Origin of the sequence: Paenibacillus cisolokensis, assembly GCF_018403665.1 — a bacterium.
Classification (GTDB): Bacteria; Bacillota; Bacilli; order Paenibacillales; family Paenibacillaceae; genus Paenibacillus_AH; species Paenibacillus_AH cisolokensis.
The window spans coordinates 1-13,720 of record NZ_BOVJ01000205.1; the positions used below are offsets into that span (position 1 = coordinate 1).

At 57.3% G+C, this 13,720-nt stretch carries 14 protein-coding genes and 1 pseudogene; 4 read left to right on the forward strand and 11 right to left on the reverse strand.

Annotated elements, in window-relative coordinates; all coding sequences use genetic code 11:
- Positions 1–209: hypothetical protein (locus tag PACILC2_RS23865; RefSeq protein WP_213531299.1), on the forward strand; the 209-nt coding region annotated here is incomplete at its 5' end.
- A gap of 188 nt (positions 210–397) precedes the next feature.
- Here the strand turns inward: PACILC2_RS23865 and PACILC2_RS23870 are convergent.
- Positions 398–1,383: pseudogene (locus PACILC2_RS23870) on the reverse strand (diaminopimelate dehydrogenase).
- 89 nt (positions 1,384–1,472) lie between these two features.
- Positions 1,473–1,793 (reverse strand): GreA/GreB family elongation factor, encoded by a 321-nt coding sequence (locus PACILC2_RS23875; RefSeq protein WP_213531300.1) that lies wholly within the window; start codon positions 1,791–1,793, stop codon positions 1,473–1,475.
- A 457-nt stretch (positions 1,794–2,250) separates the two neighbouring features.
- On the opposite strand from PACILC2_RS23875, the gene PACILC2_RS23880 reads away from it, so the two are divergent.
- Positions 2,251–2,571 carry a hypothetical protein gene (locus PACILC2_RS23880; protein ID WP_062496374.1) on the forward strand — a complete coding sequence of 107 codons (321 nt, stop codon included), beginning with the start codon at positions 2,251–2,253 and terminating at the stop codon, positions 2,569–2,571.
- Positions 2,572–2,644: 73 nt separating this feature from the next.
- Here PACILC2_RS23880 and sdaAA read toward each other — a convergent pair whose 3' ends face one another.
- The 5 genes from sdaAA to PACILC2_RS23905 form a co-directional block, all read right to left on the reverse strand.
- The gene (gene sdaAA, locus PACILC2_RS23885) at positions 2,645–3,547 is read right to left on the reverse strand and encodes an L-serine ammonia-lyase, iron-sulfur-dependent, subunit alpha (protein WP_213531302.1); all 903 of its coding nucleotides are present in this window, start codon (positions 3,545–3,547) and stop codon (positions 2,645–2,647) included.
- The gene (gene sdaAB / locus PACILC2_RS23890; protein ID WP_213531304.1) at positions 3,544–4,221 is read right to left on the reverse strand and encodes an L-serine ammonia-lyase, iron-sulfur-dependent subunit beta; all 678 of its coding nucleotides are present in this window, start codon (positions 4,219–4,221) and stop codon (positions 3,544–3,546) included. The genes sdaAA and sdaAB overlap by 4 nt, the downstream gene beginning before the upstream one ends.
- 48 nt (positions 4,222–4,269) lie before the next feature.
- Positions 4,270–5,307 (reverse strand): dihydrodipicolinate synthase family protein, encoded by a 1,038-nt coding sequence (locus PACILC2_RS23895; protein ID WP_213531320.1) that lies wholly within the window; start codon positions 5,305–5,307, stop codon positions 4,270–4,272.
- Between the two features lie 37 nt (positions 5,308–5,344).
- Positions 5,345–6,361 carry an NAD-dependent epimerase/dehydratase family protein gene (locus PACILC2_RS23900; RefSeq protein WP_213531306.1) on the reverse strand — a complete coding sequence of 339 codons (1,017 nt, stop codon included), beginning with the start codon at positions 6,359–6,361 and terminating at the stop codon, positions 5,345–5,347.
- A 126-nt stretch (positions 6,362–6,487) separates the two neighbouring features.
- Positions 6,488–7,837 (reverse strand): helix-turn-helix domain-containing protein, encoded by a 1,350-nt coding sequence (locus PACILC2_RS23905; protein WP_213531308.1) that lies wholly within the window; start codon positions 7,835–7,837, stop codon positions 6,488–6,490.
- A gap of 261 nt (positions 7,838–8,098) precedes the next feature.
- Between PACILC2_RS23905 and PACILC2_RS23910 the strand changes: the two genes are divergently transcribed.
- Positions 8,099–8,668 (forward strand): DUF2062 domain-containing protein, encoded by a 570-nt coding sequence (locus tag PACILC2_RS23910; protein WP_213531310.1) that lies wholly within the window; start codon positions 8,099–8,101, stop codon positions 8,666–8,668.
- 70 nt (positions 8,669–8,738) lie between these two features.
- A complete protein-coding gene (locus PACILC2_RS23915) occupies positions 8,739–9,533 on the forward strand; it encodes an exodeoxyribonuclease III (RefSeq protein WP_213531322.1) in 795 nt (264 codons plus the stop codon).
- 80 nt (positions 9,534–9,613) lie between these two features.
- On the opposite strand, the gene PACILC2_RS23920 is transcribed toward PACILC2_RS23915, so the two are convergent.
- The 4 genes from PACILC2_RS23920 to PACILC2_RS23935 all read right to left on the reverse strand — a co-directional run bounded on the left by PACILC2_RS23920 (position 9,614) and on the right by PACILC2_RS23935 (position 13,555).
- Positions 9,614–10,264 carry an ABC transporter substrate-binding protein gene (locus PACILC2_RS23920; RefSeq protein ID WP_280515390.1) on the reverse strand — a complete coding sequence of 217 codons (651 nt, stop codon included), beginning with the start codon at positions 10,262–10,264 and terminating at the stop codon, positions 9,614–9,616.
- Positions 10,265–10,442: 178 nt separating this feature from the next.
- The gene (locus PACILC2_RS23925; protein WP_213531314.1) at positions 10,443–11,450 is read right to left on the reverse strand and encodes a FecCD family ABC transporter permease; all 1,008 of its coding nucleotides are present in this window, start codon (positions 11,448–11,450) and stop codon (positions 10,443–10,445) included.
- Complete coding sequence (locus PACILC2_RS23930; RefSeq protein ID WP_213531316.1) at positions 11,447–12,454, reverse strand: FecCD family ABC transporter permease; 1,008 nt, start codon at positions 12,452–12,454, stop codon at positions 11,447–11,449. The genes PACILC2_RS23925 and PACILC2_RS23930 overlap by 4 nt, the downstream gene beginning before the upstream one ends.
- A 114-nt stretch (positions 12,455–12,568) precedes the next feature.
- The gene (locus tag PACILC2_RS23935) at positions 12,569–13,555 is read right to left on the reverse strand and encodes an iron-hydroxamate ABC transporter substrate-binding protein (RefSeq protein ID WP_213531318.1); all 987 of its coding nucleotides are present in this window, start codon (positions 13,553–13,555) and stop codon (positions 12,569–12,571) included.
- Positions 13,556–13,720: the final 165 nt, after the last annotated feature.

A 13,720-nucleotide genomic window follows, 5' to 3' on the forward strand; every position in this document is an offset into this window, starting at 1 on the left:
CTATCCCCGTCAAAATGGGGTTTCCCAACAGCCTGGATTATACAGTTTTTTTGACCCGTTCAAGCCAGACAAGCACAGACCGCCAAAATTACTGTATTTTCGCAGGATTTTGCGCTATGATTTTCTGTTCGGGCCTAAATTTCTGCACTTTTGCAGGCTTTTGGCCAAAGCGACTGCCGGGAGACAGGGGCAAGGGCGAAGCGGGCTAACGGATGATCGGAGACAAATTGACGGAAGGTGAGGCGCACCGACGGATCGGAGACGATTTGACGGGAGACGAGGCGCACCGCCGGACCGGAGATGATTTGACGGGAGAAACGGACGGTTAGACAGGCAATAGGAAGTTGAAGCCCCGCCAACACGGAGGTGTCGGCGAGGCTTTCGAACGGATGGCGGGTTACAGCAATTCCTTGCGCAGCTGTTCCGGCGATTTCGGGGACAACAGGCCAAACGGTACGTCGAATACGGTTTTCGCCCCGGATTGGCCGTCCCGGCTGAGCCGGTGCGCCGCCCGCGCATAGGCGACCAGCACGCTTGACGTAAATTCCGGATTGCTTTCCAGCTTCAAGCTGAAGTCGATAATTTGGCGCGTCCCTTCACCGGTTACGCCGCTGCGGATGACGAATCCGCCATGAGGCATCTGCGCATGCTTCGTGCGCAACTCTTCCTCCGTAATGAACGTGACGGTCGTATCATAATCGGCAAAATAGTTCGGCATCGTGACGATGTCGTGCTCGATCTGGGCGAGATCCGCGCCCTCTTCGGCGACGACATAACATTCGCGGCGGTGCTTTTCCCGGGTCGTCAGCTCCGGCGTCTCGCCGGCGCGAATGCGGTCGATGACCTCTTGCACCGGAACCGTATACTGCACGCCGCCCTTGACGCCCTTTACCCGGCGGATCGCATCGGAGTGCCCCTGGCTGACGCCCGTACCCCAGAACGTATAATCCGTTCCTTCAGGCAGAATCGCTTCGCCGAGCAGCCGGTTGAGCGAGAACAGCCCCGGGTCCCAGCCCGTCGAAATAATGCTGACATTGCCGCCTTCACGCGCCTGACGGTCAACATCTGCGAAAAATTCCGGTATTTTCGCATGCGTATCGAAGCTGTCGACCGTATTGAACATTTTGCAAACCAAGGCGCTTGCTCCGGAAGGTCCGTGGCGGACCCGCCGCATAGAATCATAACGTCGATCTTGCCTTTGTATTGTTCGGCTGCGCCGACATGTTCGAATTTGAGTCCTTCTTCCGTTCCGGACAGCTTGTCCGGATCGCGGCGGGTAAAGACCGCCACCAGTTCCATATCCGGATTCTGGGCTAACGCCTTGCGCACGCCCCTGCCCAAATTGCCATAACCTACAATACCGATTTTAATCGTTTCGCTCATTATTGGTACCCTCCTGTTATGCTCACCTCACTCTAATTATAAGAACATTACAAAGAATGTAAACTTATAATTTTATGAAATTCCGGCTTCTAGCAGACTTCGCCGAGCTGCGCGAATTCGATTCCTTGAATTCGCACGTCCAGCGAGCACGCCGGCGTATCCAGCGTATAGATTTTGTCGGGAACGGCCAGCAGAAGCTGGATGCCGATCGGCGACAGGAATGAAACCATCAGCCGATCCGGTTCCGCCAGCGCCGGGAATACGATGGTGTACGTTTCCTCCGAGCCGTCATCCAAATATTGCAGCCGCACCCGGCTGCCGATCAAAGCTGTCGATTGCAAATCTTCAACAGCGAGCCGGGGGATCAGCTGTTCCAATGCGGCGCAGTAATGTCCCAGCAACTGGTCCACTTTCGCCCGCTCCCGCGTCCCGGCGGGAAAATGCCGATCAAGAAACACGGTCTTCTCTTCGTCGAAAATACGAGCTGACGCACCAGCTGCGTCCTGGCGGCTTCCAGCGCACTAGGGCTCATGGTAGATCTCACCCCCGATTATGCGCAGCCATGCGGCGCAGGTGTAACGGCATATCGTTCGATTCATGCCCATCCCTCCGTATGAAAAATAGACTCCGGTTCAGGAGTCTATCGTTATCTTACCAGATATTCCGGTTTCGTCCAGCCCCCGGAATCGCCATTCGCTTGAATGGCCGCATGCGCCTTTTTCCGGCGCTGCACTGGCAAAAGGAGGCTTAAAGCACTATACTTAGGAAAAAAGCCTCTACGGAGAACTTTCGCTGCTAAGGGATATAAACGACTTGAGCGAAGCGGCAAGACGGATTCGCCCATCGTTGATGGCAGGAGGGATGGAGTTGTCCATTTCAAGAATTTTGAAGCTGATCTCAGGCTTGTGCGAGCTTTGCCTGGCGATCCCTATTATTGGCGGTCTTTTCGTCATCGGCACCGGATACACGGCGCTTTGGTTCATGTTCATGCTGCACCTGATTACGCTCGTGCTTTCCCTGTATAACCAGGAACCAAGCTACGGGCCGGTCGCGGGCATGATCACCTCACTCATAGCCTGGATCCCGTTCGTCGGCTGGATCCTGCATGTCGTCACCGGCATTCTGCTGCTGCTGAACGCCGCGCAAGGTCCCAAATACGGCGCGCGCAAGCCGCCTCGGTATTCATGAACGGGCGCAGGACGCAAAGCCGGCCGCTTCAGGCCCGAGGCCGCGCGGATGAACGGATCGATGCCGGCGTAGCTTAACGGTTCTCGCCGCTGTCCTTCGTCTTGCGCCCGTACAATTCGCTCATAATGCGGCGGCCGGTAGGCGTCTGCGCAAGCCCCCCCTTGGCCGTCTCCCGATGTTTGGACGGCATGGCGCTGCCTACCTCGAGCATCACGCCGATCACCTCGTCGGACGGAATGACGCTTCGCACTCCGGCGAGCGCCATATCGGTCGCCGCGAGCGCGGTTACGGCACCGAAGCCGTTGCGCACGATGCACGGGATTTCCACGAGTCCGCCGACCGGATCGCAGATCAGGCCAAGGCTGTTTTTGAGCGCAAGCCCCACGGCATGGACAGCCTGCTCCGGCGTTCCTCCCCTCAGCTCCGTCAGCGCTCCCGCAGCCATGCCGATCGCCGATCCGACCTCGGCCTGGCAGCCGCCCTCCGCCCCGGAAATGAACGAATTGTTGGCAATGACGTATCCGATGGCGCCCGCGGCGAACAACCCCATCACGAGCCGTTCGTCGTCCCAACCGTATCGTTCCTGCGCGCTGACAAAAACGCCTGGAATGATGCCGCAGGAGCCTGCCGTCGGCGTCGCCACGATCCGTCCCATCGACGCGTTGATCTCCGAGACGGCGAGCGCATAGGCGAGCGCCGTGCACGCCTCCGTCCCAAGCGACGGCACTCCCTCGTTCATATATTGATGAACGCGCCGGGCGTCTCCGCCGGTCAGCCCGCTTCGCGAAGTGACGCCTTCCTCCAATCCTTTGCGGACGGCTTCTTTCATGATCCGGTAATAATTCGCCATCGCATCAAAGGTTTGCTGCTCGCTCTTGCCGCTTTCCTTCGCCTGCTCGGAGAGCATCAGTTCACCGATCGTCACCTGATCTTCGCCGCAGCAAGCCGCCAGCTCCTGCAATGTCGAGAACTTCATCGTTCCACCTCTTCGGCCGTAAGATCCGCCATACATACGCGGCTGACATCGGATAACCGGCGAATCCGGTCGACCAGCTCGGCCGGGACGGGTTCATCGGTTTCGACAACGGTCAGCGCGTCCCCGCTTCTGCCTTTGCGATCCACATCCATATACCCGATATTGATGCCGCCCAGAATACCGGTAATGTCCGAAAGCATGCCCGGTCGATCCTTATGAAATACGAGCAGAGTCGGATAATTCATCGTGAATTTGACATCGAAGCCGTTCACTTCGGTCAATTCGATGTTGCCGCCGCCGATGGAAGAGGCGACGATCACGTCTTCCCGCCCTCCTCCGCGGAGCGAGAGCTTCGCCGTATTCGGGTGTACGGCGGGATTGTGTCCGCTCTTGAACGTCAGCACCATGCCCGACGATGCGGCGATTGCGAGCGCGTCGCGAATCCTCTCGTCGTCCGTCCGGTAGTCCAGAAGTCCCCCTGCAACGGCCAGATCGGTGCCGTGTCCCCGGTACGTTTCCGCGAAGGAGCCGTAAAACGTAATGTCGGCCTGCTCCGGAAGCGCGCCGAATATCCGGCGCGCCGCCCGGCCGATGCGAACGGCCCCCGCCGTATGGGAGCTTGAAGGTCCGACCATGCTCGGCCCGATAATGGAAAACACGTCTTTAAACCGCAAGCCCGCTCACTCCGTTTCTTCCGTTTCACCCGCGGCGGCTGGACGGGCCTAATCCGCCAGCCATTCCTGCAGATGCTGCGCGACGAACGCATCGTCGTTCAGGTGCGGATAATCCCGGTATACCCGGTCGATCTCCTCGGCCTGGCCCGGCGACAGCGTCTCATGCGGATTCAGGCACCAGATGCCTTTCATCAGTCCTTGCCGCCGCAGCACTTCATGGATGCCCGGGATGCAGCCGGCAAACTGGTGGGCGGGATCGAAGAAGGCCGCATTCGAATCGGTCACCTGCACATTCCAGGTCAGCCATTCTTTCGATATTTGCCGGGCGCCGCGGCAGCGCTTCACTTCATTCAGCAGCTCCACCGCCTTCTGCGTCCAGACCGCCCAATGACCGAGCAGCCCGCCGACTATCCGTTTCTCGACGATTTTGCCGTTCACCGCGAACCGGTACGTCGTCAGCAAATCGTTCACGATGTTGTCGTCGTTGCCGGTGTACAGCGCGATCTCATCGCATCTGCTGGAATAACAGACCGCACGGACAACGTCGATCGTCTGGTACCGGTTGAACGGCGCCATCTTGATCGCCACCACGTTCGGAATTTCCGCGAACGCCCGCCAAAATTCGAAGCTGAAAATCCGGCCGCCCACGGACGGCTGCAAATAAAAGCCGATGACCGGCATGATTTCGGCCACTTGCTCGGTCCGCTTCAAGAGGTCCTGCTCGCTCCAGTCGGCCAGCCCGCCCATGCTCAGCAATACGGCGTCATAGCCGAGTCTCGACGCGATCCGCGTTTCTTCGAGCGCCTGCCCGGTTCCACCGCACACGCCCGCCACCTTGATGAACGGCCTGTCGAGCCGGGCCCGGTCGACCTCTTCCGCAGCCAGCCGCAGCACCGGCTCGTACAAATCGATGCCCTTGTCGCGAATTTCGAACTGCGTGGAGTGAACGCCCACCGCAATGCCGCCGGCTCCCGCTGCTATATAATATCGCGTCAGCGCCCGCTGGTGACGCTCGTCGAGCTTGCGGTTTTCGTCCAGGGCGAGCGGATGGGCCGGAATGACGAGCCCGTCATGCAGCGCTTCCATCAGCTCGGGTGACAACGTCTTCTTCGTTTCGCTCACGTTAGAATTTCCCCTTTCGTTCCTGGAAATGCGTCGGCTTGTTCCACGTCACGCCCCCGGCCTGCACCCATTCGGCCACCCAATCGATCATCTGCAAAAGCGATACGCGGGGATATCCGAACAACTGGTGGGACTTGGAGGCATTGCTGAGCAGCGCCGTCTCCGATTCCGTCCCGGTGAATATCGCCTCTTTCCCGAGCCGCCGGGCCAGCTCGCCGGCCGCCCAACGGATCGACACCGTCTCCGGTCCCGTCACGTTGATAATTTGCGGCGGATTCGAGCAATGCGCGAGGCAGCGCAGCGCCATCTCATTGGCGTCTCCCTGCCAGATGACGTTGGCGTGACCCATCGTCAGGTCGATCGGACGCCCTTCATGTACGGACCTCGCCAGCTCCAGCAAAACGCCGTAGCGCATATCGATCGCGTAATTGAGCCGATAGATCGCCATCGGCGTTCCGTTCTTGTGGGCGAAATATTCGAACACCCGCTCCCTTCCGAGACAGGACTGGGCATATTCGCCGATCGGCTCGGGCGCCACCTGCTCGTTCACGCCGCCGCTTCCGACCGGAGAGAACGGATATACGTTCCCGGAAGAGAACACGACGATTCGCGAATCTTTATATTTCTCCGCCACCCGACCCGGCAAATAAGCGTTCATCGCCCATGTGAAATATTCCCGGCCCGTCGTGCCGAACTTGTTGCCTGCCATATAGATCACATTCGATGCCTCCGGCAAACGGTTCAGCTCGTCATCATTCAGCAAATCGCAAGATATCGTCCGAATGCCGGCATCCTCCAGTTCCCGCCGGGCCTCCTCATTGGAGAAGCGGGATACGCCGATCACCTGTTTGTTCAGACCGCCATCGCGGATCGCATTGGCCGCCAGCCTGGCCAGGCTCGGTCCCATTTTGCCGCCTACGCCAAGCACGATAATGTCGCCTTCAACCGAACCCAGATCGCGAATGAGTGCCTCCGACGGCTCCGCCAGCTTCGCTTCCAATTCCTCGACCGTTCTCATGTGCTGCTGATCGCCTCCTCGTTTTACTCTACACCTCCATCATAACGAGTCGGATCATATAAAGACAAATCTATTAATCGTCTTTAAATAGGGCCGGCAGCATCGTTTCCAGACGAAAAAAAACCTTCACACCTGCCTGTTAAGCAGCAGGGTGAAGGTGAAAATCTGCCTCGGCCGGCCTCGCGGCACTTTCTCAAAGCCCGTTACCTCGACCAAACCGTGGTCGATCCAATGAAGCAGCAGCCGATGCGCGCTCCTGACGGTAATGCCAAGTAATGCCGCAAGCTCGTGAACCTGATATTCATATTTGCCGTATTTAGCCCCATTGTGGAGCAGCTTGCTCAAATATGCGCTCGTCATGCCGGCATCCTCCGCCCGCTTGATCAGCTCCGCATCGGTGAACGACAACACTTCGCGCACCGGCTCGGCCATTTCGAGCGGACCGATCAGCGTGCCGTCCTCCCGGACGATGAAACAGGCGTTCCCGCCGGCTTCCTTCGCTTTTCGCATCGCAATGCGCGCATTCGTGCCGGCGACGCTGGCCGACCGTCCGAAGCCGATGCCGATGCTGAGCGAAATGCCGTGCGTCTTGTTCATATCCTTGGCCAGCGGGATCGTCTTGTAGCCGCCGGATTCCCGCTCGAATATGCCCCGGGTCGTGAAGAACAGATACTCGTCCCCGCCCAGATGCGTCAAGTATCCGTCGAGCGCTTCGACATAATCGAGCACCATTCGGTGAATATCGAGCTTCAGCTTCTGCACTTCATGTTCGTTCGAACAGGTGAGCGCGAGCTTGCCGAAATCATCGATATTGATCATACCAACGACAATCTGCCCTTCCTTGCTGCGCCGCGTCTCGGTAGACAGCAGCGCCCGTTCGAGCGAGACGACGATATCCTGGTCGGCGGGCACCAGCCAGCGATTCGGAATGCCCAGCTCCGTCAGCTCGCGGGATACCGACTCCATGCCGGTGAAAGCGACCGTGCAGGCTCCGGCTTCAAACTGTTCGCGATGGAACGCCACCAGCTTGTCCCTGGGCGCGTAAGCGGGTCCGTCGTAAATAACGGGGCGGATCGCCGTTTTGCCCAAATCCTTCAGCGTGCGCCGCACCATCTTGTCGGTCAGCGAATCGACGGATATGCCTTCCCCAAGCAGGCCGTCCTGCTGCGCGTGAAACAGCGCCTTGTACAGTCCGGCATCGGTCAGCGGCACGTGGTGCATCAGCACCGGAACGCGAAGGCCCTCCTTCGCCTTGCGGTGGGACAGCGGGTCGGAGAACAGGATGACTTCCACATCGCCGCTAATCCGTTCGGCCAGCTTGGGCGCATCGTCTTCATGACGGTATATGAGCGGCACCGCCGCGAAAGAAGGAAAGGAATCGACAACGCGCAGAATTTGGCCGACGATCTGTCGAGGGCCGATAATTCCAATGCGTATCTGGTTGAGTTCACTGCCTGTCGTCGCCAGCAAGTTCATTCACAGAAAGCTTAGCCCGTAAGCCGTTGACCTCAACATAAGCGAAAGGGCGGCTTTCTGCTTCCTCCTTTCTAGTAAAAAATTACGGAACCGGATACCGGAAAAGCCTTTTCATACGTCCATCATAACCGATCAAACCTCAAAAGCACCAGCCGCCGATGTGAAGAACAGAATGATTACTAGGCTCCACAACGGCATAAAATCTGGTATGATGTTAGAAATTGATCGCGAAAAACTGGAGAAATATCAGGAGGAACTTGCTTGCTGCAGCGGCTATGGCGAAAATTCAAATATTACGGACTCCGGTTATTGCGAAGCAGCAACGGCGATCATGTCGTGGCGATCGGTTTTGCTATCGGTTTCTTTCCGTGCTGGTATCCGACCTTCGGCGTCGGACTTGTCCTTTCCCTTGCATTATCCCGTCTCGTGCGCGGCAACATCCCCGCGGCCGTCATGGCGGCATCGCTCGGATCCGTGATTTGGCCGGCCTTGTTCTACCTGAATTACAAGATCGGATTTCTGATTAACGATTTTACATCGTCACCCGCTTCTTTCGAACTGGATGAAGCCATCGCCGAACCGGTTCCGGAAACGGACGACTATGCGGAAGTTGCGGATCATTACGGCATACTTGGCGACATCGGCCTTCATTTTCTGGTCGGTTCGGTCGCAAACAGTATTATTTTTACCGTTGTCTTCTATTTCGGTCTGCGGCTGCTGTTGAAGCGTTATCGGGCGCGCCTGCTCCGGAGAGTACGCCAATCGCTGCGCCGCTCGCCGCTTTCGGCACGGACGGACAAGCCCTTCCGAACCCCCGGCAATGACCGATAACCGGGCATAACGCCGCAGCCGCCACCGGCATCAACATTCAGTAAGAAGTTCAGTAAGGAGAGTAAAAATGATCAGACTCGTTTCATGGAACGTCAACGGCTTGAGAGCGTGCATCAATAAAGGATTTTACGATTATTTCCGGGAAGTGGACGCGGACATCTTCTGTCTGCAGGAAACGAAGCTGCAGGAAGGACAGATCGAACTGGCGTGCGGCGAGGAGTACAGGCAGTACTGGAATTACGCATTGAAGAAAGGGTACTCGGGAACGGCTGTCTTGACCAAAATGAAGCCGCTGTCGGTACGGTATGGCATGGACGGGGAGGAAGATTCCGAAGGGCGGATCATTACACTCGAGTATGACGATTTTTATCTCGTCAACGTCTACACTCCGAACGCAAGACGCGATCTGTCCCGACTGGCGTACCGGCTGGAGTGGGAGGAGAAGTTCCGCAGCTATCTCGTCAAGCTCGACGGAGACAAGCCGGTTGTCGTATGCGGCGATCTGAACGTCGCCCATCGGGAGATCGACCTGAAAAACGCCAAGTCGAATGCGGGCAATTCCGGCTTCACGCCGGAAGAAAGGGAGAAGATGACGCTGCTGCTTGAGGCCGGCTTCGTCGATACGTTCCGGCATCTCTATCCCGATCGTACGGACGCCTATACGTGGTGGTCATTTATGCCAAGAGTCAGAGAACGGAATATCGGATGGCGCATCGATTATTTCCTGATCTCGTCCAGGCTTGTCCCCCGGCTCATCGATGCCCGGATTGACGCCGCCGTCATGGGTAGCGACCATTGCCCGATCATTCTGGAGCTGGAGGATGCGGACGAGCCCTCGACGAAAGCGGAATCGGCAGCTCCTTGACGGAGCCGCCGATTCCGTATGCGCGAGCCCGTTTCCACAGAAACGTCATGCTCGGTTCGCCGTGACATTTCGGCTATCGTTTATTTCAATGCCTCAAGGACGGACTCTACGCCATACGTCTGACCGATCGGGCCATACCCGAGAGCCAGCTCGCCATTAATCGAATAAACCTGGTTGTTCCGAACGGACTTCAGCTTGCTCCATACCGCGGTGTCATCCCATTCGTCCGTCAAAGCGGGTATGGACTTGTCACTGTAATTGAAATAGCCCAAGAACAGATGGTCCGGATCCAGCGTACTCAAGCCTTCCAACGTGATTTGCGCGCCTTCTTTCATGATGTCGGCGTCCGGAGCCTTCAGCCCAAGGCCGTCATAATACGTTTTCAAATAATCCGTGCCCTGCAGCCATACCTCTTTTTCTCTTACCTGTACGAAGGCGACCGTCCCTTCCAGTCCGGCCAACTTCTCCTTGGCGTCTTTCACCTTCTCGCGGAATTCGGCAATATAGCGCTCCGCCACATCCTCTTGTCCCAAAATTTCGCCAAATTTGGTCACGAGCGAAGGCCAATCGTTCCACACATTCGTCTCTTCCTCGTCAATGACGACCGTTGTCGCGATTCGGGACAGCTCCCCGGTTATTTCCTTATTGACGCTGTTGCCGGCAATGATCAAATCGGGCCCGTAGGCGAGCAGAGCTTCCAGATTCACCGTCGTGTTCTCCCCGACGATCACGCTCTTGTTTGCAAACTGTTCAACGAGAAGCCCAAAAAGGACTGTGCGCAGCCTGCCCTTCGGCAACCTGTCACAGCCCCGAAACCCGCGTCCGACGCGAACTTGTTGGCGCTTGTTGGCAGTCCGATTTCATTCAACTGCCGTATTGTAAAAACCGGTTTGCGATATACCGCCGCGACTACTTCTTCAACAGAAGATACAGGAAGTAAGGCCCGCCGATGAGCGCGACCATAATGCCCGCCGGAATGCCGGCCGGATCGACGAGATTGCGCCCGACGGTATCGGCGAACAAGAGCAGCCACCCGCCCATCAGTACGGCGAGGGGAACGCAATATTGGTGACGGCGCCCTATGATTGACTTGGCGATATGGGGAGCCATCAGGCCGATGAACGCTATGCCCCCGGTGACGGATACCGCCGCAGCGGCAAGAGCAACGGCAGCCCCGAGCAACAACAGCCGGTCCCGGTTGACGGAAACGCCGGCCCCGATAGCAATCGCTTCATCCATCGCCAGCAGGTTGAGGACGTTCGACTTGTACAGCGTGTACGGAAGCAGGATCACAAGCCACGGCAGCAGCGACCAAACGAACGGCCAATCCGCTCCCCAGATATTGCCCGCGAGCCACTTCGCGATAAAATCGACCTTCCGATAATCGGCCGAGGAGATCAGAATAATCATCAAGCCTGACAATGCCAACGCGAAGCCGACTCCAACGAGGACGAGCTTAACAGGCTGCAGCCCCGTTGTTTTGGAATAAGAGAACAAATAGATAAGGACAGCCGTCGTCAGCGCTCCTCCGAACGCGACAAGCGGAAGCACATAAGCGAACGTCTTGGGATCAAGAGGATAATAAAGGAAAAATGCCGAAATCGCCACGCCGGCTCCCGCGTTAATGCCGACGACGCCGGGATCGGCCAAGTCGTTGCGCGTAATGCCCTGCAGAATCGCGCCGGACAGAGCCAGCGCCATGCCGGCCAGCAAAGTCACGGCAATACGCGGCAAACGGATGGAGAACAGCACCAGATTTTCCTTGACGGTGCCATGCCCAAGTATGGTCGAGAGCAGACGATCGAAGGAGAGCGACCCGGAACCGACGCTCATCGAGGCAACGATCGTCGTGGTGATAAGCAGCAGCACGGTCGCGAAGACGGCAACTTTCTTTTGAACTTGCGCAGCCTGGATCATGACAGCGGCTTCACTCCTTTGCGCACCACGAACAAGAAGAACGGGAGTCCGAGTACGGCGATAATCGCCACGACCGGCGTCTCGAACGGCGCATAGAGCGTTCGTCCGAGCGTATCCGCCATCAGCATGAGCGTCGCTCCCCAGACGGCCGACATCGGAATGACCGCGCGATAGTCGGTCCCGAACAACGCTCTTACCATGTGGGGAATCATCAACCCGATGAACGCCATGTTTCCGACGAGCGCGACGGCCGCTCCGGCCAGCAAAATAATCAGGATGTACAGAACGGCTTTGACGTATGCTTTTCGAAGCCCCAGGCCGACGGCGACTTCTTCGTTCAAGCTTAAAATCGTGAGCGCCTTGGACAAGGCTATCGCCACAAGAAGGGAACCGGCGATGACCGGACTCACCGCTTGAACTTGCCCCCACGTCGTGCCGATCAGCCCCCCCGATGTCCACATCGTCACGTCTTTGGACGTCTTGAACAAGAGACCGATACCGTCCGCCACGGCATACAGAAATGCGGACACCGCCGAGCCGGCCAGAACGATCCGGAACGGAGAAAAGCCGCCTTTCTTCAACGCGCCGATGCTGATAACGAGAAACATGCCCAGCGCAGCTCCGGCGAAGCAGACGAGCATGATCCCGAAATAATTCATCGCCGGCAACACGGCCACAGCCAGGGCTAGCGCAGCGTTCGCTCCGGCGGTTAGCCCCAGAAGCCCGGGGTCCGCAAGCGGATTGCGCGTCAACCCTTGCATGATCGCGCCAGCCACCGCAAGCGCGGCGCCGACAAGCACGGCCGCCGTTTCCCGTGGGTAGCGAATTTCCCGGAGCATCGCGATTTTATCGTCCCCGCCGCGGTTAGCCAAGACAAGCCAGAGCTCGCGCAAGGACACATCCTTCGCGCCGAGCAGCATAGCGAGCGAGAACATGACCGCAAGTGCCGCAAGGCTGATTGCGATTTCGAGAGTAAAGGATTTCGGCTGCCGACTGCCGCGCATGTTGCTATTCCTCCTTCTAGCCAGGTCATAAAGGGCGCGAAGAAGACCGAGACAGCCTCCGCTTTGCCCGAGGCATCTCGGCCTTCTTCTCCGGTCTGCGCATGACGCAAACGCTTATTTCAGGAAGCCTTCCTTGAAAATGTTCAGCAGATATTCGAGCGTCGTCGGATCGCTGTAAGTGGAGGCTTCCGTGTCGATCTCGATGACATGACCGTTTTTGACGGCCGGGATCTTCTGCCAAGTGTCCGTCTGCATGAAGGAATTGTCCCCCTGGGCGCTTCTGCTGAGAACGATATAATCGCCGGCATAGTCGCTGAGAACTTCCGGGGACAGCGTATAGTAGCCGGGTCCGAGAGCATCTTCTTTGACTTTCTCCGGCATGTTCAGTTCCATGGCCTGGTACAGCAGCTCGGTTCCGCGCGCCCAGGCGTTGCCGAACACGTAGAAGTTCTTCGAGTCGGTCTCGAAGACCGATACCGTCGCATTCTCGCCGATCTTCGCTTTGATTTCATCGCCGGCCGCTTTAGCCCGCTGCGAAAAATCGTCAACCCAGGCTTGCGCTTCCTGCTCCTTGTTCAGCAGCTTGCCGATCTCGACCTGTTGCGACAAGAAATCCAGCTTCCCCCACGTGTAAGCGACGGTAGGCGCGATCTCCTTCAGCTTGTCGAGATTTTTGCTGCTGGCGTCGGCAATGATCAGATCCGGCTCCAGCTCGATGATCTTCTCAAGGTTGTCTTCGGTTACCACTTCCACCCCGTTCAGCTTATCGGTGAAGAGCGGATTCTTGTTCGTCCACTCGTCTACGCCGACGAGCGTTCCGCCCAGCGAGAGCACGTTCGGCGCGTTCGTCAGCGCGACGATGCGCTGCGGATTGACCGGCACTTCTACCGGACCGAGCTCGGACTGATACGTGACCGTGCCGGTCTTGGCCGCAGACTCGGATTCCGTAGGCGTCTGCTGTTCGCTCGCGCCCTTGCTGGCGCTTGAAGACGATGCCTCATTATTAGATGCCTCATTATTATTCGAGGCATTGTTTCCGCAAGCGCTGATGATGACCACAAACAACAGGAAAATGATTGGCAGAAGCAACTTTTTACTCATCTATGTATCCCCTTATTTGATATTGATTCTCAATTTCATTTATAAATTAATATAATGGTATTTATTCGGGTTGTCAACGAAATTGAATCGATATAATTGCTGAAGCCATGACAACGGAGGGCTGTCTCTGTTTTAACGTCTATCATAACGAATCTGACAAACGCT

What these genes read in the sequence shown, in the direction of transcription:
- sdaAA (WP_213531302.1), bottom strand. Translation starts at nt 3,547, where the DNA reads ATGAAGTTCTCGACATTGCAGGAGCTGGCGGCTTGCTGCGGCGAAGAT.
- PACILC2_RS23895 (WP_213531320.1), bottom strand. Translation starts at nt 5,307, where the DNA reads ATGGAAGCGCTGCATGACGGGCTCGTCATTCCGGCCCATCCGCTCGCC.
- PACILC2_RS23900 (WP_213531306.1), bottom strand. Translation starts at nt 6,361, where the DNA reads ATGAGAACGGTCGAGGAATTGGAAGCGAAGCTGGCGGAGCCGTCGGAG.
- PACILC2_RS23905 (WP_213531308.1), bottom strand. Translation starts at nt 7,837, where the DNA reads ATGAACTTGCTGGCGACGACAGGCAGTGAACTCAACCAGATACGCATT.
- PACILC2_RS23925 (WP_213531314.1), bottom strand. Translation starts at nt 11,450, where the DNA reads ATGATCCAGGCTGCGCAAGTTCAAAAGAAAGTTGCCGTCTTCGCGACC.
- PACILC2_RS23930 (WP_213531316.1), bottom strand. Translation starts at nt 12,454, where the DNA reads ATGCGCGGCAGTCGGCAGCCGAAATCCTTTACTCTCGAAATCGCAATC.
- PACILC2_RS23935 (WP_213531318.1), bottom strand. Translation starts at nt 13,555, where the DNA reads ATGAGTAAAAAGTTGCTTCTGCCAATCATTTTCCTGTTGTTTGTGGTC.